Here is a 17804-nt window from a genome sequence, read left to right as displayed (position 1 = left end):
GGACAGACTGCTTCTTCTTCACTGAAATATCCTCGGGGGGTGAATTGCACCGCAGGTGCAAGAGGGGGCGCGAGCGCCCCCTCCTTTCCGCACCGTCAGGCACCCTTGTAGATATCGACGAGCTTTTGCAGCATGTCCAGCGCATCCTCGCGCGACCGCTGGAAACTGTTGCGCCCGATGATCGAGCCGTTGCCGCCGCCATCGCGGATCGCGCGCGCATCGTCATAGACCGCATCCGCGCCCTTCGCCGCACCGCCCGAGAAGACCACGATCCGGCGCCCGGCGAATGCCGATTGCATGCAATGCTCCACCCGCCTGGCCTGGGTCGAGATGTCGATCTTCTGCGCCTCGTAGACCTTCTTGGCCTCGCCGAGTTCCAGGTGATCGGTGGACAGCTTGATCTTGATGATATGTGCGCCCAGCAGCGCCGCCATCTGGGCGGCATAGGCGGCGATGTCGATAGCCGTCTCGCCATCCTTCGAGATCGCCTCGCCGCGCGGATAGGACCAGATCACCGTGGCGACGCCCTTGGCGGCGGCTTCGCGGCGCATTTCCTTGATCTCCTCGAACATGTCCAGCGCCATGTCCGAGCCCGGATAGATGGTGAAACCGATGGCCGCGCAACCCAACCGCAGCGCGTCATCGACGCTGCCGGTCAGCGCCTGGTTCTTGCCCGCCGTTCCCGACATCAGGCTGTTGGCACTGTTCACCTTGAGGATCGTGGGGATCTGGCCCGCGAAACTGTCGGCTCCGGCCTCGATCATGCCCAAGGGGGCGGCAAAGGCGTTCAGCCCGGCATCGATGGCAAGCTGGTAATGGTAATGCGGATCATATCCCGCCGGGTTGGGTGCGAAAGAGCGCGCGGGGCCATGCTCGAAGCCCTGGTCGACCGGCAGGATGATCATCTTCCCGGTGCCAGCCAGCTTGCCCGTCATAAGCATACGCGCAAGCTGTGCCTTAACACCCGGCGTTTCCCCTTCGTAATTGGCAAGAATGCGGCGCACCGTATCGGTCATCATCATAAAAATGCTCCTGTCATGATTGCGCGCTGCATAGCATGCGAGCCCGGACAGACAATCTTGTTTTCGCTAACACTTTTCCGATAACGCGCGGATTCGCCGATAACGTGGCGGCTTTCTGCCATAGGGGAAACTGCCGCCCTCCGGCTCGCCTCGTTCCGACAGGAAAATGCCGCCAACTCCCGGCATCATCCATCGAGGACAGGCAAGGAGCCGCATGAAAAAGGGCGGCCCGGCCGCCCCTTCGCATGGAATTTATCCCCGTGGCTTCAGGAAGCTGCGGCCTCAAGCGCCGCGACGCCCGGCAGGTCCTTGCCTTCCATCCATTCGAGGAATGCCCCCCCGGCAGTCGAGATGAAGGTGAAATCCCCCGCCACCCCGGCCTTGTTCAGCGCCGCCACGGTATCGCCACCGCCCGCAACCGAGATCAGCCTGCCTTCGCGCGTGGCCTCTGCGGCAGCCTGTGCCGCCGCGTTGGTCGCTTGGTCGAAGGGCTCGATCTCGAAGGCGCCGAGCGGGCCGTTCCAGATCAGGGTCCGGCAATTCGCGAAAACCTCGCGGATCGCGGTGACCGTATCAGGCCCGGCATCGAGGATCATCGCATCCGCCGGGCATTGATCGACCGGCAGGATCTCGCTCTCGGCCCCCGCCTTGAATTCCCGTGCCACGACGATATCCACCGGCAGATGAATGGTGCAGCCGCCCGCCTCGGCCTTTTCGATGATCGCGCGGGCGGTATCGGCCATGTCGCGCTCGGCCAGCGATTTTCCGACCTCGACACCCTTGGCGACCAGGAAGGTATTCGCCATCCCGCCGCCGATGATCAGGTGATCCACCTTCTCGATCAGGTTCGTCAGCAGGTCCAGCTTGGTCGAGACCTTGGCCCCGCCGACCACCGCCGCAACCGGGCGTTGCGGATTGCCAAGCGCCGCGTCCAGCGCCTTCAGTTCGGCCTCCATCAACCGCCCTGCCCCGGCATCCAGCAGCCGCGCGATCCCCTCGGTCGAGGCATGGGCACGATGCGCAGCCGAGAAGGCATCGTTGATATAGGCCCCGCCCAACGCGGCCAGCGAGGCGGCAAAGATCTGGTCGTTCTTCTCTTCCCCCTCGTGGAAGCGGGTGTTTTCCAGCAAGGCGACATCGCCTGGTTCCAGTGCCGCGACCACGCGCTTGGCCGGGCCACCGATGCAGTCATCGGCGAAAGCCACCTTCTGGCCCAGTGCCGCCTCTAGCGCCGGCACGACCTGCTTGAGGCTCATGCTGTCGACGCGCTTGCCCTTGGGGCGGTCGAAATGGGCCAGCAATACCGGGATACCGCCCTTGGCCTGCACATCCTTTACGGTGGGCACGATCTTGTCGATGCGGGTGGTGTCGGTAACCCGGCCCTGATCGACCGGCACGTTCAGATCCACACGGATAAGCACGGCCTTCCCGTCCAGGTCCATGTCGTCGATGGTTTTGAAATCGGCCATATCGCGTCCCTTTTCGCAGGCAGTGAGGCGTCACAGGGCTTGTCCCGCATGATGGCGGTGGCGTCAACTGCCACGAAGCCTGACGGGATTGTCAGCGATTGCCGCGTTGCCCTTGGCGCGACATCCGCCTAGACCTTGGGACAGACAGGCAAAGGAGGGCCGCATGGCCGATATCAAGGATCCCGAGAACACCATCATCATCGAATTGAAGGACGGCCCCGTCGTGGTCGAGCTTCTTCCCGATGTCGCGCCGAAACATGCCGAGCGCATGAAGGAGCTTGCGCGGGCGGGCAAATACGACAACGTGGCTTTCCACCGCGTGATCGACGGTTTCATGGCGCAGACCGGCGACGTGGCCCATGCGAATATGGAAAGCGGCTGGAATCCCGGGCGCGCGGGTACCGGCGGCTCGGACCTGCCCGACCTGCCGGCGGAATTCTCGAAACTGCCGCATGACCGTGGCACGCTCGGAGCGGCGCGCTCGGCCAATCCCAACAGCGCCAACAGCCAGTTCTTCATCAATTTCAGCGACAATCATTTCCTGAACGGCCAATATACCGTCTATGGCCGCGTCGTCTCGGGGATGGAGCATGTCGACAAGATCACCCGTGGCGAGCCGCCTGCGCAGCCCGACCGGATGATCTCGGTCAAGGTGGCCGCCGATGCGTAAGATTGCTCTGCTTTCCACTGCCCTGACATGTGCCGCAGGTGCCACGCTGGCCGAAGGATTGCCTGGCGTCAGCGACGGCCCCGGCCCCAACATGGTGATCGAGGTCGCCTCGGCCGATGGCACCCAAAAGGGCACGATCACGCTGGATCTCTATGAGGACAAGGCGCCCAGCCATGTCGCACGGCTGGTCGAACTGGCCGAATCCGGCGCCTATGACGGCGTCGTGTTCCACCGGGTCATCGACGGCTTCATGGCGCAGACCGGCGATGTCGAGCATGGCAAGCAGGACGGCGACACCTCGCGGGCCGGCATGGGCGGCTCGGACCTGCCCGACCTGGAGGCGGAGTTCAACGATGTCTCGTTCCAGCAGGGCACGGTCGGCATGGCGCGCTCGCAGGACCCGAACAGCGCCAACAGCCAGTTCTTCATCGATCTGGCCCCGGCGACCTTCCTCGATGGGGAATATACCGTCGTCGGGCAGCTGGTCGATGGCTGGGATGTTCTGAACAGCGTGAAGAAGGGTGATTCCGACGCCAATGGCGCCGTCGAAGAGCCCGATTACATGGCCGAGGTCACCATCGAGAAATAGGCGGGCCGACGGCATTCCGACATGTCCCAGAAAGCTCGATATGCCGTAACTCGTTGTTCAGACGCATTTCCGGCAGTGATCCCGGGTTCCAATGCCGCCGGAAATGCCTCAAATTCACGAAAATGACGCGAAGGGGGGCATGTCCCCCCTTTTCGCACTTGCGGCATGACGACCCGCACGCCTATCCTCTGCCTCCATGGACATGCAGAACGCCACTCTCCTGACCCAAATCGCGCCATCGGCCAAGATCGATCGCGCCACGCATGGCTGGCGTGCGAAATGCCTGCAACGGCTGGTTCGAATGGCCTTGCCGGTTCCGGACAGCTTTGCGCTTCCCGCCATGACGGTTCAAGTGATCGCCGCGGGACAGGATATCGATCTGCGGCCGCTGAACGGGCTGTTCTCTTTGGGCGACGGACTGGTCAGCGTCCGTCCCTCGGCCATGAACCCGGAATGGGGCGGGCCGGGAACGGTTCTGAATGTCGGCATCAACGATGCCAGCCACGCCCGCCTGTCCGACCGGATCGGACGCGAGAATGCCGACGCGATCTACCTGTCCTTTGTCCAGAGCTACGCCATCCATATCGCCCGCCTGGATCCCGATATGTTCGCCCAGGATGGCAAGGACGCGCTGGCCGACGCCCTGTGCGCCTATCGCGACGAGATGGACGAGCCCTTCCCCCAGGATCCCGAGCGGCAACTGGCCGGGGTCCTGCGCTCGATGGCGCGGGCATGGGAAGGACCGACCGCGCGCCTGTTGCGGCAGGCCAAGGGGGCGCCGGCCGACGCGCCCCTGGGCCTCGTGGTCCAGCAGATGCGGCTGGCCCTCGGGCCCGGTCTCTGCGGCTCGGGCACGATCCAGTTCATCGACCCGATCACCGGGCAGCCCCGCGTCACCGGCCGGTTCCGTGGCCAACGGCATGGCGAGACGGAGGGCACGGGCGCCGAGACGCTTTTCCTGACCCGCGACAAGCGGGGCTCCTCGCTGGAGGATGTCGCCCCCGAGATATTCGCCGATCTGGTCCGCTTCGGCGTTGCCGCGCGCGAAAGGCTGCGCGAGGAGATGCAGATCGAATTCATGGTGACCGATGGCGACATCTCGGTCATCGACGCCACCAAGGTGCAGCGCAGTTCCCGTGCCGGTGTCCGGATCGCGGTGGCGCTGGCCCGCGACGGCATCATCCCGCCCCAAGAAGCGGTGATGCGGGTCGAGCCGCGCGCCTTGATCGATCTTTTGCACCACCAGGTCGATCCGCGCGGCGCCCGCGACGTCATCACCAGCGGCATCAATGCCAGCCCGGGTGCCGCAACGGGAAAGATCGTGTTTTCGGCCGCCGCCGCCCAGGCCTCGGCGGCCCGTGGCGAAGCCTGCATCCTCGTCCGGCGCGAGACCCTGCCAGACGATATTCGCGGCATGCATGCCTCGGTCGGCGTGCTGACGGGACGTGGCGGGATGAGCAGCCATGCGGCGGTGATCGCGCGCGGGCTGGGCCTGCCCTGCATTGTCGGAGCCTCGAATATCAGCATCGATCTGCGCAGCAGGACCCTGCTTGCCGGAAAACGCAGCCTCAGGGAAGGCGACGAGATCACCATAGACGGCACCACCGGCGATGTGCTGGCAGGCGCCGCCGCCATGCTGGAACCGGCCCTGGACGACGCGTTCAACCAGTTGCTGGACTGGGCCGATGACGCCAGCCGGATGGTGGTGCGCGCCAATGCCGACACGCCGGAAGAAGCCCGCACCGCCCGCAAGTTCAACGCGCGGGGCATCGGGTTGTGCCGGACCGAGCACATGTTCTTCGAAGCCGACAGCCTGCCGGCCATGCGCGAGATGATCTTTGCCACCAGCCCGGAGGACCGCAAACTGGCGCTGGAGCGGATCCTTCCGATGCAGCGCAAGGATTTCATCGACCTGTTCGAGATCATGGCCGGGCTGCCGGTCACGATCCGCCTGTTCGATCCGCCATTGCATGAATTTCTGCCGCATGATCGCGCCGGGCTGCGCGAATTGGCCGAATCCCTGGACCTGCCGCTTTCGGATGTCACGCGGCGGGTCGATGCATTGACGGAATTCAACCCGATGCTGGGCATGCGCGGCGTGCGCCTCGGGATCGCGATTCCCGAAATCTACGAAATGCAGGCGCGCGCGATTTTCGAGGCGACGGTCGAATCCAGCCGCAAGGGCAAGCCGGTGGTTCCCGAGATCATGATCCCGCTGGTTTCGGCCATGCGCGAGGTGGAACTGGTGCAGAACCGCGTCGATGCGGTGGCCGCCGCCGTGCGCAACGATCGCCAGATGGATTTCACCTATCGGCTCGGCGTCATGGTCGAAACCCCTCGCGCGGCGCTCCGGGCCGGTGACATCGCCGCGCATTCCGCCTTTCTGTCATTCGGCACCAATGACCTGACCCAGATGACCTATGGCCTGTCGCGCGACGACGCGGGCCGGTTCATGGGAACCTATGTCCAGCAGGGCGTCTATGCGGAGGACCCCTTCCATATTCTCGATCAGGACGGGGTCGGGGAATTGCTGCTGATCGGTGCCGAGCGCGCCCGTGCCCAACGCCCCGAGATCACCATCGCGGTCTGCGGAGAACATGGCGGCAACCCCGAATCCATCGCCTTTTGCCACGCGGCGGGCTTCGACTATATCTCCTGCTCACCATTCCGCGTGCCCATCGCGCGATTGGCGGCAGCGCAGGCATCGATTCGCTCGCTCCTGGACGAAGATGGCGGCACCGATTCGTTCGCAGCGCCGCCTCATTCGCGTCATCTGACCCCGGAATAGTTCCGAATCGGTCATATCTTGACGGCGTTTTTGCCGAATCCCGCCGTCAGGGCATGAATGGACAGGCGAAATATCGCCCATTCTGCAGTGCAGCATGACATATTTCACGTTAACGCTGATGTGATGTGGAACTGTCAAGAGCCAAAATACTAAGCATCATTCGAATTTGGTGACCATCTGCTCGCGGTCGCCTCACCCGTCGCCCGCTCACCGGGTAAAATAAATACTAGGACTGCCTATGCCTAAGCTGCTTTACCGGCTGATGCAGGTATGCGTTGCTGTCGCGCTGCCTGCCGCCCCGATCGCTGCTTCCGATGGAAGCGGCAAATCCTTCACCCCCGATATGGAACCCTATGGGAGCATTGCGCTGCCCATGGAGATGCCGCGTTCCAAGCCGCTGCTTTATGTAGGTATCGGCCCCGCCTCGATCGAAGGTGGTCCGGAAGAGCTGTATCTTGCCCATTCGACACCGCGCTACTCCGCCACCGAATTGCAATGCCTTGCCGAGGCGCTCTATTTCGAATCGAGGGGCGAAAGCCGCCAGGGTCAGGCCGCCGTGGCCGAGGTGATCCTGAACCGGGTTGAAAGCCGCGCCTTTCCGTCCACGGTCTGCGCGGTGGTGAACCAGCCCATGCAGTTCAGCTATACGATCGGCGGGCGCAAGACGATCCGCAACAAGACGGCCTACCAGCGTGTTCTCGCGGTGGCCAAGGAAGCGCTGAAGGGCGCGCCCCGCGTGCTGACCAACGGGGCCACCTATTTCCACACGCCCTCGGTCCGCCCCGCATGGTCCTATCGCTTTCAGCGCACCGCGCGGATCGGCCAGCATATCTTCTATCGCGGACAACAGCGGATCGCGTCGAACTGAGTTCCGCTTCGGCGCGTTCAGGATTAACTTGCGTCAAGGCGCGATTTGCGATGAATGGCGGTTATGGAAATCCGTGACCGCATCCACTTGCGCGACCATGTGGTCGCCGCCGATATCGGCGCCTTTCAGTCCGAGCGGGGTAATCCTCAGCGGCTGCGCTTCAACCTGACGGTCGAGCTGCGAGACCTGTCTGCCAGCCAGGACGATCAGGTCGACAGCGTCCTGTCCTATGATGTGCTGACCCAAGCGGTCGCCGTTGCCCTGGCCGATCAGCGCTACAACCTGGTCGAGACCCTGGCGGAAAGGATCGCCGCCGAAGTCCTCGCCCATCCCGCCGCCCTGCGGATCGAGGTTTGCGTCGAGAAGCTGGACCGTGGTCCGGGCGCATTGGGAATCACGATCAGCCGCGATCAGAGCCAGGTTCCCGCCGAAAAGATCGACCTTCCCGCAAAGGTACTGCTGTGGACCGCTCCGGCCGCCTTGCCGGATGGGGCCGTCATCGTCATTCCCGACCGGCCGGGCCTTCCCCTTCCCGATGGGGGCGATACCCTGAGGATCGCGCTTCTGGCACTGGATCAGGCGGCATGGGCCCTGGCGGGCAAGCTGGGCCTTGAGGTGGCCGAAAGCCGGACCGAGCTGGATGCCGCGGTTCGCGCCGCCCACCCCGTGATCTGGGCACCGGCACGGCTGGCCGTAGATATCGACGGTATCGGGGCCGATCCCCTGGCATTGGCGGCCTGGCTTGCCGATCGCATCGGCGCGGAAGAAATCGAGATGGCGCTGCCCGACGGCGCTGCCCTGCCGAAGGCACCCAAGGGCTGCCGCGCCAGGATCGCCCACGCGGCGAAACCGAAGACCTGAAGCTGCCCACATGGAAGAGCCGCATCGCCAATACTATCGCCCCATCCCCCTGCCGTCAGGGGGCCGCTGGCGGCTGGCCGGCGGTTGGGTCGGGTTCTCGCAAGTCGAGATCCTTGCGCGCGGCCGGTCTCCACGCATCTGCGACCGGGTTCCGCCAGAGATCCTGCAGCGCCTGACCACGGCACGACCGGACATGCTGAGACTTTCGCTGGATCGCCCGCGCCTGATGGGGATCATCAACGCCACACCCGACAGTTTCTCGGATGGCGGCAGCTATGACCCGCTTCGGCAGGGCGAGGCGTTGATCGCGGCGGGGGCGGATATCCTCGATATCGGCGGGGAATCGACCCGTCCCGGCGCAAGGGAAATCCCGGTAGCGAGGAAATCGCCCGCATCGACCCCGGCATCCGGGCGTTGGCGGAACGTATCCCGCTGTCGGTCGATACCCGCAAGGCCGCCGTCGCCCGGGCGGCGCTCAGGGCGGGGGCGGCGATGGTCAATGACGTCTCGGGGTTCGATTTCGACCCGGAACTGCCGCAAACCGTCGCCGATGCCTCGGTGCCCGTCTGCCTGATGCATGCGCAGGGCAAGCCCGAAACCATGCAGGACGATCCCCGCTATGACGATGTGCTGCTGGACGTCTATGACGCGCTCGAGGCGCGGGTGGCAAGGGCCGAGGCGGCAGGTATTCCGCGCGCGCGCATCTTCATCGATCCGGGGATCGGATTCGGCAAGACGCAGGATCACAACCTGGCCTTGCTGAAGCGGATTTCCCTGTATCACGGCTTGGGCTGCCCGATCCTGCTGGGACTGTCGCGCAAGCGCTTCATCGGCACGATCGGCGGCGCGGAACGCCCGGCGGACCGCATGCCCGGCACGCTGGCCCTGACATTGGCGGCGCTGGCGCAGGGGGTTCAGCTTCACCGTGTTCATGATGTCGCGGAAATCGCGCAGGGCATCCGGCTGTGGCAGGCACTCGCATATGAGAATGAGGCAGGAACATGAGCGGAAAGCTTTTCGGAACCGATGGCGTGCGCGGATGCGCCAATACCTACCCGATGACCGCCGAGATGGCGCTGCGGCTTGGTGCTGCGGCGGGGCGGTTCTTTCGCCGCGACAAGCGTAACGGACATCGCGTGGTGATCGGCAAGGACACGCGGCTTTCGGGCTACATGCTGGAAAACGCCCTGACCGCCGGGCTGACCTCGACCGGCATGAACGTGCTGTTGCTGGGGCCGGTGCCGACGCCGGCAGTGGGGTACCTGACCCGTTCGATGCGGGCCGATCTGGGGATCATGATCTCGGCCAGCCACAACCCGGCGCAGGATAACGGCATCAAGTTCTTCGGGCCGGACGGCTTCAAGCTGTCCGACGAGGCCGAGGCCGAGATCGAGAAGATCGTGGCGGGCGAGATCGCCCCCGCGCAGCCGCATAATATCGGCCGCGCCAAGCGCATCGATGACGGGCGCGGGCGTTACGTGGAATATGCCAAGACGACATTTCCGGGCGGCCAGCGTCTGAACGGGTTCAAGGTGGTGATCGATTGCGCGCATGGCGCGGCCTATCGTGCCGCCCCAGAAGTGCTGTGGGAATTGGGCGCCGACGTGATCCCGCTTGGCGTCGAGCCCAATGGTTTCAACATCAATGACGGCGTCGGCAGCACCCATCCCGAGGCCTGCGCCGAGGCCGTGATCCGGCATGGTGCGCATCTGGGGATCACGCTGGATGGTGATGCCGACCGCGTCCAGATCATCGACGAAAATGGCAAGCTTGCCGATGGCGACCAGATCATGGCGCTGCTGGCCTCGCGTTGGGCGGCGCAGGGACGGTTGCGGGGCGATGCGCTGGTTGCCACGGTGATGTCCAACCTGGGGCTGGAACATTTCCTTGAAGGTCACGGGCTGCGGCTGGAACGCACCCGGGTCGGCGACCGCTATGTCGTCGAGCGGATGCGCGAGGCAGGCTATAACCTTGGCGGCGAGCAATCGGGCCATATCGTGATGACCGATTACGCGACCACCGGGGACGGGCTGATCGCGGGGCTGCAATTCCTGGCGGCGATGGCCGATAGCGGCGATCCGGCCAGCCGGCTGGTGTCGCAATTCGAACCGGTGCCGCAATTGCTGAAGAATGTGCGCTATACGGCGGGCAGCGACCCGCTGGCACTCGCCGAGGTGCAATCGGTCATCACCGCCGCCGAAGCCCGCCTGGCCGGCTCGGGCCGGGTGCTGATCCGCAAATCCGGGACCGAGCCATTGATCCGGGTCATGGCCGAGGCGCAGGACGAAGCGGTGTTGCACGAGGTCGTGGACGGGATCGTTGCCGCGGTCGAAAAGGCGGCGTGATCCGGGATTCGCGCTTTTGCGTCCCGCGATGGCTGGGGTTTCCCCCCCCGTCACCGGCTGGTTCTCGAACCAGTGGCGCGACCGGCCGGCGACCCCGTGGGATATTTGGATGAAGAAGAAAAACGCTACGGCGTCACCGCGACCGGGTCGTAATCGTAGAGCCAGTCGAACCGGCCAAGCAGGCGCCCGGGAGCGAAGCGGCTGGCAAGGCGCAGCGCCGTATGTGCCGCAAGACGGAGCGGACCTGTCAGGTGATAATTGCGGGCATTCGCGTTGGCGGCGGCCACGATGCGCGCGGCCCTTGACCGGCGGAGAGTCTCGAAACGGGCCAGTGCGGAGGTCTGATCGGGCATGCTGTCGAGGCACGCCGCCAGGATCCAGGCATCCTCGATCGCCATCGCCGCGCCCTGGGCCATGAAGGGCAAGGTCGGATGGGCGGCGTCTCCGATCAGGACCATGCGGCCATCCTGCCAGCACCCGGCCACCTCATGGCGGAATAGTCCCCAGATATGGGTTTCCGTGACGGCATCCAGCCATTCCGGAACCGGTCCGCCGAACCCGGCAAAGGCCGAGCGGAGATTCGCCGGATCGTCCGGCTGCGACCAGCCTTCCTGCTGCCATTCATGGCGCTCCTGCACGGCCACCAGATTGCGCAGCCCCCCGGCCAGCGGATAGCTGACGAGATGACGGCCCGGGCCCATGAAAACCTGCGCCTCGGGCCTGGAATCGGCATGGTCCGGGATCACCGCGCGCCATGCCGTCTGATGCGTGAAAAAGGGCACTTCACGGCCGTTCAGCGCGGTCCGGATCACACTGCGCAACCCGTCCGCGCCGATGACCAGCGCATCCTCGGGCGGTGTCTCGACCATCTGGTTCAGCCGGATCTCCGCTCCGGCGGCTCTGGCTGCTTTGGCAAGCAGTTCGATCAGTCGCGCCCGGTGGATCAGCCGGAAATCATCATTGGGCCGGTGGCGAAGCAGGTCGAGCGTGGCGACCGGCCTTCCAGATGCATCTCGCAGGCGCACGGCACGGCTGCGCAGGGAGATCCGGCGCAATTCCGCGCCCAATCCCAGGGCATCGATCACCCGTATCGCATTGGGCGACAATTGCAGCCCTGCCCCGACCTCGCGAATGGCCGTCGCGCGTTCCAGAACCGTGACCCGCGCAGATCTTTGAGCCAGGGCGATGGCGGCGGTCAGGCCGGCGACACCCGCACCGGTGATGGTGACGGAACGGCCCTTCAACGCACTGCTCATGCCGAATGTTCGGCCGCGGTAATCCGGCGGAACTGGCTGAGCGCATCATCGGGCAGACCTGCGGCGCGCAGCACCTCGGCGGCGAAGGTCCCCGGGGCGGTGCCGGAGGCGGTGATGATCCCGTCATCGGCGATGGCATGCGCGGCATCCTGGTAATCATCCGCCGCCGCGTAATCGGGCAGCCAGTGACGCAGGAAGTCCAGCCCGTTCGATGTATGCCGCCGTCCATCCAGCAGCCCCGCCCGCGCCAATGCCAATGTCGCCCCGCAGATCGCCGCGACAGTCTGGCCCCGGCCATGCGCCTCACGCAGCATATCACCCAGATCCGGTGCATCCCCACCGGTCCAGCCATCGCTGCCGCGAAGCACGATCACCTCGTCGCCCTGTAATTCGATATCAGGCAGGCCGGTCACGTTCAGGCCGCCCATCGACGTCACCGCCCCGCCGCCGGGCGTCGCGTGGCGGGTTCGCAGGCCATAAAAATCCCCGCCGATTCCCGAGATTAGCGGGGTTTCCCAATCGGCGAACCCATCGATCAGCACGATCAGAACGGGTTTCAATGCGGCCGCCTCCATCTGCACCCTCCTTAGCAATGACAGGGGCAGTTTTATGCCCCGTCAGTCGTCGCGATGCACGCGTTCGCGCCGCTCGTGACGCTCTTGCGCCTCCAGCGTCATGGTGGCGATCGGGCGGGCATCAAGGCGTTTCAGGCTGATCGGCTCGCCGGTTATCTCGCAATAACCGTATTCGCCCGTCTCGATCCGGCGCAGCGCGGCATCAATCTTGCTGACCAGCTTGCGCTGACGGTCGCGGGTGCGAAGCTCCAGCGCGCGATCGGTTTCCTCGCTGGCACGATCCGCCAGATCCGGCACGCTGCGGGCACTGTATTGCAGCCCCTCCAGCGTTTCGGCCGACTGGTCCAGCAATTCTTGCTTCCAAGTCTCCAGTTTCCGGCGGAAATATTCAAGCTGCCGGTCATTCATGAATGCTTCGTCTTCAGCGGGGTGATAATCCTGGGGAAGGAATGTCTGGGCTTTCATAGGTCCTCCGGCGGCGCCGGGCGGAACAGAAATCCGGCACCTTGGGCGCCCCATTACCGGATGGTGCGGAGCTTGTCACTAGCTCAATATCCGGTATTTGACCGAATGAACAAATCGAAACACGGGTCTACACACCAATAACGGGAAATCGGACAAGGTTTTCGCTGAAAAGGAGAAACCGCCATGCAATTCACCGGGACCGAGCGCTATGTCGCCCCGCCCGAGCTCGCGATTGCCGTCAACGCCGCTGTCACGCTGGAACGACCGCTGCTGGTCAAGGGCGAACCCGGCACCGGCAAGACCGAACTGGCCCGGCAGGTGGCCGAAAGCCTGGGCCTTCCAATCATCGAATGGCACGTGAAATCGACGACAAAGGCCCAGCAAGGCCTGTATGAATACGATGCGGTCAGCCGGTTGCGCGACAGCCAGCTTGGGGATGAGCGGGTCCATGACGTCGCCAATTACATCCGCCGGGGCAAGCTGTGGCAGGCATTCGAGGCGGAACAGAAAACCGTGCTGCTGATCGACGAGATCGACAAGGCCGATATCGAGTTTCCGAACGACCTGCTGCAGGAACTCGACCGGATGGAGTTCCATGTCTACGAGACCGGCCAGACGATCCGCGCCAGGCACCGTCCCGTCGTCATCATCACCTCCAACAACGAGAAGGAACTGCCCGATGCCTTTCTGCGCCGTTGCTTCTTTCACTATATCCGGTTCCCCGATGCGGACACGCTGCGCGCCATCGTCGATGTGCATTATCCGGGATTGAAGCCGCGCCTGCTGGACGAGGCGCTGAGCCAGTTCTTCGAACTGCGCGAGGCGCCGGGGCTGAAGAAGAAGCCCTCGACCAGCGAGCTTCTGGATTGGCTCAAGCTGATCCTGGCCGAGGACCTGTCCCCCGAGGATCTGAAGCGTGATGCCGGTGCGATACTGCCCAGGCTGCATGGTGCCCTGCTGAAGAATGAGCAGGACGTGGCATTGTTCGAGAAGCTGGCCTTCATGGCGCGGCGGCAAAGATGATCCGATGCGATCAACGCGGGTCGCGATGGTCGAATGTCATCGATCTTGCAAGGCTTTCGCGCTCGGACCGGAAATGAGAAAAGGGGGCGAGATCGCCCCCTTCCCTTTTGCGATCGCGGTTTCGATCAGTTCGACGCAGGAGGTTCGCCCGGCGCGGCCTGATCTTCGGCCTCGCCGTCATCCTGTTGCGCGTCATCTCCGCCCCGCTTGTCGTCATGCGGGCCGCATGCGTCACCGCCCTTCTGGCCGTGCAGCGCATATTCGACCTGCACCTGCGCGGAGACCGACAGTTCCCCGGCCTCGATCGGCGTCGAACTATCCCTGGCCGCTTCGGCGCGCATCATCATCGGACGCGGTCCATCCGCAACCGGCGCATCGCGTATCACGATGACCGGGCCGAGGGCGAGCCCCGCGGCTTCCGCCAGGATCTCGGCCTTGTGGCGCGCATCCTCGACCGCGGCGCGACGGGCCTGATCCTCGGTTTCCCCGGCATCCTCGCGCTGGAAATCGATGCCGTTGATCTGGTTCGCCCCCGCCGCGACGATGGCATCCAGCACCTCGCCCAGCTTCGCCACCTCGGTGACGCGTACCGAGACCATGTTGGTCGCCTCATAGCCCTTGATGGTCGGAGCGCCGTTCTCGGGATATTCCATCCTCGGCTGCAGGTTCAGCCCCGAAGTCTGGATATTCGCCGCAGCGATCCCCGCGCCTTTCAGCGCCTCTATCACGGCGGTTTGCTGCTCGGCATTCTGCTCCATCGCCGCGGCGGCGCTGTCGGCCTGCGAGGTCACGCCAAGCCGGATTTCCGCAAGATCGGGCGCGACCCTCGCATCGCCCTGCCCCGTCACTGTCAGGCGCGACATCATCATGCCGCCCCGCGCACCGCAACCGTGATGTCCGGCCTTCATGCCTTCCGCATGACCGCTGCCGGGAGAGGCGAGGGCGGCGGTCGCGAATGTCAGGGCAAGGCCGGTCGTGACGGCCATCAGGGCGCGACCGAAACGGGGAGAATACTGCGTCATCCGATTTTCCTTCTACTTCGGGTACCAGTCGGCGGGGTAACGCCGATCAAGGTGATTTCGTTCATCGAAAAGCGATCACAGATGCGCCAGTTTCGCTTTTCTCACACTACAAATTGGGGTAGTTCATGATAGACTCCACCAAATCGCGGCAAAGGGACGCCGCGAACAAATTTGAGCGACGAAACCGAAATATGAATAAGCACGCCGCCCCCGAATTCGCAATGAGCTTTACCCAGGATGCCGTGCTGCTGGAGCGGCGGGAGGGGCTGGGCTGGCAGCCCTTGGGACAGGCCCCGTTCTCCGAAGGCAATGTCGCTGCCAAGCTCAACGCATTGCGCGAGGATCACGGCCACGGCAGTTCAGATCTGGATACGGTGCTGGTCATCCCGGACGACCAGATCCTCTATACGCGGCTGACGGCATCGCCCGGCGCGGATGTGCCGACCGCGATCGGCCGCGCCCTGGAGGGGATGACCCCGTACAAGGCAGAGGAACTCGCCTTCGACTGGTGCCCCGACGAGGATGGCAGGATCGACAGCCTGCGCGTCGCCGCCGTCTCCCGCAAGACGCTGGAAGAGGCCGAGGATTTCGCCCGGCTGCAAGGCTTTCGCCCCTCCGGTTTCATCGCCCGCCCCGAAGACGAGCGATTCGATGGCCAACCGGATTTCGGCGCCTCGGAACTGGCCCGGCAAGAGCGCAGCGCACCGCCCTTCAGCAAGCCCGACCTGCGGCAAGCCGGAATTACCTCGGACCGGATCGAGATCGCGGAACCCGAGGACGAGCAACCGGCGATTACCCGCATCACGCCGCATTACGTCATGCCGGAACCCGTTGCGGCCGCCATGGCAGAACCCGCCCCTGCCGAGGCGGCGATCGGCGTCGATATGCCTCTCCCGCAAGAGGATGTGACTCCCACAGAAGAGGCGGAGACCGGGGACGGCAATCCACGGAATGCCGCTCCGGCGGTCATCCGTCACGGGGACCGGCGCCCCGATGCCGCTCCGGCGGGCTTGTCCCCGCGTGCGAGGGCGATCCATGCCAAGGCGGCCGAAGCGCGCAGCCGCCGTGGCGACGCAGACGCCTCTGATGCTGCGAAAGCCGGTGGGATCGTTCAGCGGTGGCGGGACTCCCCGCCCAGCACCTTGAGCATCATGGTCGGCTTGCTTGTCGCCGTCATGCTGGTGGCATTGCTGTTCCTGGGGGGATCGCCCGATAGCGGCCCGGAACTTGCCGAAACACCCGCCTCCCAAGCCGAAACCGGCGCGGCGGCAGGCGCTGACGGCACGGCATCGGATGAACCCGCCCCCGTCGCATCGGACACAGAGGCCAACGCGGGATCGCAAATCGACACGGCCGAGCGGAACGAAACGGGACAAGCCGCGGCAGATCCCGAAATACTGCCGGAAGACGCAACGGCACGGGATGGCGCGGCCGCGAATTCCGGCAATGCCGATCCGTCCGACCCCGAGGCCGCTCCGCAGGATGCCCTGACCGCCGCGCTGACCGAGGCGCTGCAGGACACGACCGCCGCAGAACGGATCACTGAGCCTGCGGGTCCTTCCGGGGCGGAAACAGAGGCGGACGAGACCGGTTCCTCGGAGGCCGAAACGGCAGATTCATCCCGGTCGCAACCGCAGATCCTGCAAGGTGAGGCCGCACGGATCGCAAGCGGGCAGGCCGTCGAACGGGCGGTCGCCGCGACATCTGCCGCAGCCCCCGCCGAAGAAACCTCCAGCGAGACCTCATCATCCCCTGTCGAGCCTGCTGAACCTGCCGCATCCACTCCTGCCTCGCGGCGATTGAGCAGTTCGGCCCGTCCACCGCGCGCAGCCCCGCAGCAGGCGCAGGCTCCGGCCCCGAGTGACTCGCGCCCGGTGGTTCCCGCCAATCCGCAACCCTATGAGCAGAGGACCGAGCCCGCGCCTCAGCGACTGACCGGCCAGCGCCCCCCCTCTCGTCCCGCCGCGGCCACGGGTACCGCCGCTCCGGCCCCGACTCCGGCGGCTGCGAATGCGGAAACAACATCCCGGCCCGCGTCGGGAACGGCCTCCGATAGTGCGGCATCGCCCCGGCCATCCGCGCGCCCACCCGCTCGCCCGGATGACCTGACATTGCTGGAAGAGGGCAGCGTCCCGGATGATGGGGCCGATACCAGGTTGACCCGGTCAGAGCAGCTTTTCCTCGAAGGATTGCTGCGTGATCTGCGACGGGCAGAGGCCGGTTCGGCGGGGCTTTCCAAAGCTGAGCGTGGCGCGGTCATTCGGCTTGCGCAGGCGCGGCCGCAGCGCAAGCCCCTGGCCGTGGCGGGCCCTTCGCAGGACGCGGTCCGCAGCGCCGTTGCCGAAGCGCTCACCAGTTCCGAACGTCCGGTATCCCGCGCCGATAGCGACGATGGCGGTGGCGGAGGGAGCAGTGGCGGCGGGGCCAGCCTCGCCGGCCTCGACCACTCCAGCCGGCCCGCAGAGCGGCCCGGATCACTCGCCGCCCGGGCCGAAAGCGGTTCCGACCCCGGCAATTCGAGCCTGTCGAGATCCGCGGTCGAGAATGCGATCGCATCCGCCGTCGAAAACAGCACAGCTTCACCAGGCGCCGTCGCTTTGACGGCGCTTACTTCATCTGCGATCCCGCCACGGCGCGGCGATGCCGCCCCCTCCGCTCCGACCGCCGATGATCTGCGTTCCGCCGCGAAGCAGCAGGAGACCGAAGCGGCGCGCGAGGCCGCCCTTGCCGAGCAGCGCCGTCAGGATGCCGAATTGCAGGCCCAGGCAGAGGCCCGCGCCCGCGAACGCGCCGCCGCCGATGCGCAGGCCGAGGCGCAGGCCCGTGCCGCCGCCGAGGCCCGCGCCCCGTG

The 17804-nt window shown here is 65.2% G+C and carries 14 protein-coding genes and 1 pseudogene; 9 read left to right on the top strand and 6 right to left on the bottom strand.

Annotation, left to right across the window (positions count from 1 at the left end):
• Positions 1–95: 95 nt before the first annotated feature.
• Positions 96–1022 carry a class I fructose-bisphosphate aldolase gene (locus tag A7A09_RS03240; protein ID WP_106690075.1) on the bottom strand — a complete coding sequence of 309 codons (927 nt, stop codon included), beginning with the start codon at positions 1020–1022 and terminating at the stop codon, positions 96–98.
• Between the two features lie 266 nt (positions 1023–1288).
• Positions 1289–2491: a phosphoglycerate kinase gene (locus tag A7A09_RS03235; RefSeq protein ID WP_106690074.1), complete on the bottom strand. Its 1203-nt coding sequence runs from the start codon at positions 2489–2491 to the stop codon at positions 1289–1291.
• Positions 2492–2654: 163 nt separating this feature from the next.
• Between A7A09_RS03235 and A7A09_RS03230 the strand changes: the two genes are divergently transcribed.
• The 7 genes and pseudogenes from A7A09_RS03230 to glmM all read left to right on the top strand — a co-directional run bounded on the left by A7A09_RS03230 (position 2655) and on the right by glmM (position 10612).
• Positions 2655–3161, top strand: a complete 507-nt coding sequence (locus A7A09_RS03230; protein WP_106690073.1) for a peptidylprolyl isomerase — start codon at positions 2655–2657, stop codon at positions 3159–3161.
• Complete coding sequence (locus A7A09_RS03225; protein ID WP_106690072.1) at positions 3154–3750, top strand: peptidylprolyl isomerase; 597 nt, start codon at positions 3154–3156, stop codon at positions 3748–3750. Before A7A09_RS03230 ends, A7A09_RS03225 begins: the two co-directional genes overlap by 8 nt.
• Before the next feature lie 202 nt (positions 3751–3952).
• The gene (locus A7A09_RS03220; RefSeq protein WP_245999150.1) at positions 3953–6538 is read left to right on the top strand and encodes a putative PEP-binding protein; all 2586 of its coding nucleotides are present in this window, start codon (positions 3953–3955) and stop codon (positions 6536–6538) included.
• A gap of 238 nt (positions 6539–6776) precedes the next feature.
• Positions 6777–7406: a cell wall hydrolase gene (locus A7A09_RS03215; RefSeq protein ID WP_245999113.1), complete on the top strand. Its 630-nt coding sequence runs from the start codon at positions 6777–6779 to the stop codon at positions 7404–7406.
• Positions 7407–7469: 63 nt separating this feature from the next.
• Positions 7470–8267: a dihydroneopterin aldolase gene (locus tag A7A09_RS03210; RefSeq protein WP_106690070.1), complete on the top strand. Its 798-nt coding sequence runs from the start codon at positions 7470–7472 to the stop codon at positions 8265–8267.
• Positions 8268–8277: 10 nt separating this feature from the next.
• A pseudogene (folP, locus tag A7A09_RS03205) lies at positions 8278–9272 on the top strand (dihydropteroate synthase).
• Positions 9269–10612 carry a phosphoglucosamine mutase gene (gene glmM / locus A7A09_RS03200; protein WP_106690069.1) on the top strand — a complete coding sequence of 448 codons (1344 nt, stop codon included), beginning with the start codon at positions 9269–9271 and terminating at the stop codon, positions 10610–10612. The pseudogene folP and the gene glmM overlap by 4 nt, the downstream one beginning before the upstream one ends.
• Before the next feature lie 125 nt (positions 10613–10737).
• Here glmM and A7A09_RS03195 read toward each other — a convergent pair whose 3' ends face one another.
• The 3 genes from A7A09_RS03195 to dksA are packed head-to-tail and all read right to left on the bottom strand — an operon-like array spanning position 10738 to position 12908.
• Entirely contained in the window at positions 10738–11868 is a 1131-nt protein-coding gene (locus tag A7A09_RS03195) for an FAD-dependent monooxygenase (protein ID WP_106690068.1), read from the bottom strand.
• Entirely contained in the window at positions 11865–12443 is a 579-nt protein-coding gene (locus tag A7A09_RS03190; protein WP_106690067.1) for a DJ-1/PfpI family protein, read from the bottom strand. Before A7A09_RS03190 ends, A7A09_RS03195 begins: the two co-directional genes overlap by 4 nt.
• Before the next feature lie 42 nt (positions 12444–12485).
• Positions 12486–12908, bottom strand: a complete 423-nt coding sequence (gene dksA / locus A7A09_RS03185; protein ID WP_106690066.1) for an RNA polymerase-binding protein DksA — start codon at positions 12906–12908, stop codon at positions 12486–12488.
• Positions 12909–13091: 183 nt separating this feature from the next.
• Between dksA and A7A09_RS03180 the strand changes: the two genes are divergently transcribed.
• A complete protein-coding gene (locus tag A7A09_RS03180) occupies positions 13092–13931 on the top strand; it encodes an AAA family ATPase (protein ID WP_106690065.1) in 840 nt (279 codons plus the stop codon).
• 125 nt (positions 13932–14056) lie between these two features.
• Here A7A09_RS03180 and A7A09_RS03175 read toward each other — a convergent pair whose 3' ends face one another.
• Positions 14057–14953, bottom strand: coding sequence for an SIMPL domain-containing protein (locus A7A09_RS03175; RefSeq protein ID WP_106690064.1), 897 nt, complete (start codon positions 14951–14953; stop codon positions 14057–14059).
• A gap of 191 nt (positions 14954–15144) precedes the next feature.
• Between A7A09_RS03175 and A7A09_RS03170 the strand changes: the two genes are divergently transcribed.
• Positions 15145–17804, top strand: a 2660-nt coding sequence (locus A7A09_RS03170; RefSeq protein ID WP_106690063.1) for a hypothetical protein, incomplete at its 3' end; no start/stop codon positions are given.

This window comes from Paracoccus methylarcula, from assembly GCF_003007735.2.
GTDB lineage: Bacteria > Pseudomonadota > Alphaproteobacteria > Rhodobacterales > Rhodobacteraceae > Paracoccus > Paracoccus methylarcula.
This window is presented reverse-complemented; position numbering and strand designations above follow the sequence as displayed.

Excerpts from the sequence above, each read along its gene's own strand:
- A7A09_RS03240 (WP_106690075.1), bottom strand. The coding sequence starts at position 1,022 with ATGATGATGACCGATACGGTGCGCCGCATTCTTGCCAATTACGAAGGG.
- A7A09_RS03235 (WP_106690074.1), bottom strand. The coding sequence starts at position 2,491 with ATGGCCGATTTCAAAACCATCGACGACATGGACCTGGACGGGAAGGCC.
- A7A09_RS03230 (WP_106690073.1), top strand. The coding sequence starts at position 2,655 with ATGGCCGATATCAAGGATCCCGAGAACACCATCATCATCGAATTGAAG.
- A7A09_RS03225 (WP_106690072.1), top strand. The coding sequence starts at position 3,154 with ATGCGTAAGATTGCTCTGCTTTCCACTGCCCTGACATGTGCCGCAGGT.
- A7A09_RS03220 (WP_245999150.1), top strand. The coding sequence starts at position 3,953 with ATGCAGAACGCCACTCTCCTGACCCAAATCGCGCCATCGGCCAAGATC.
- A7A09_RS03215 (WP_245999113.1), top strand. The coding sequence starts at position 6,777 with ATGCCTAAGCTGCTTTACCGGCTGATGCAGGTATGCGTTGCTGTCGCG.
- A7A09_RS03210 (WP_106690070.1), top strand. The coding sequence starts at position 7,470 with ATGGAAATCCGTGACCGCATCCACTTGCGCGACCATGTGGTCGCCGCC.
- glmM (WP_106690069.1), top strand. The coding sequence starts at position 9,269 with ATGAGCGGAAAGCTTTTCGGAACCGATGGCGTGCGCGGATGCGCCAAT.
- A7A09_RS03195 (WP_106690068.1), bottom strand. The coding sequence starts at position 11,868 with ATGAGCAGTGCGTTGAAGGGCCGTTCCGTCACCATCACCGGTGCGGGT.
- A7A09_RS03190 (WP_106690067.1), bottom strand. The coding sequence starts at position 12,443 with ATGGAGGCGGCCGCATTGAAACCCGTTCTGATCGTGCTGATCGATGGG.
- dksA (WP_106690066.1), bottom strand. The coding sequence starts at position 12,908 with ATGAAAGCCCAGACATTCCTTCCCCAGGATTATCACCCCGCTGAAGAC.
- A7A09_RS03180 (WP_106690065.1), top strand. The coding sequence starts at position 13,092 with ATGCAATTCACCGGGACCGAGCGCTATGTCGCCCCGCCCGAGCTCGCG.
- A7A09_RS03175 (WP_106690064.1), bottom strand. The coding sequence starts at position 14,953 with ATGACGCAGTATTCTCCCCGTTTCGGTCGCGCCCTGATGGCCGTCACG.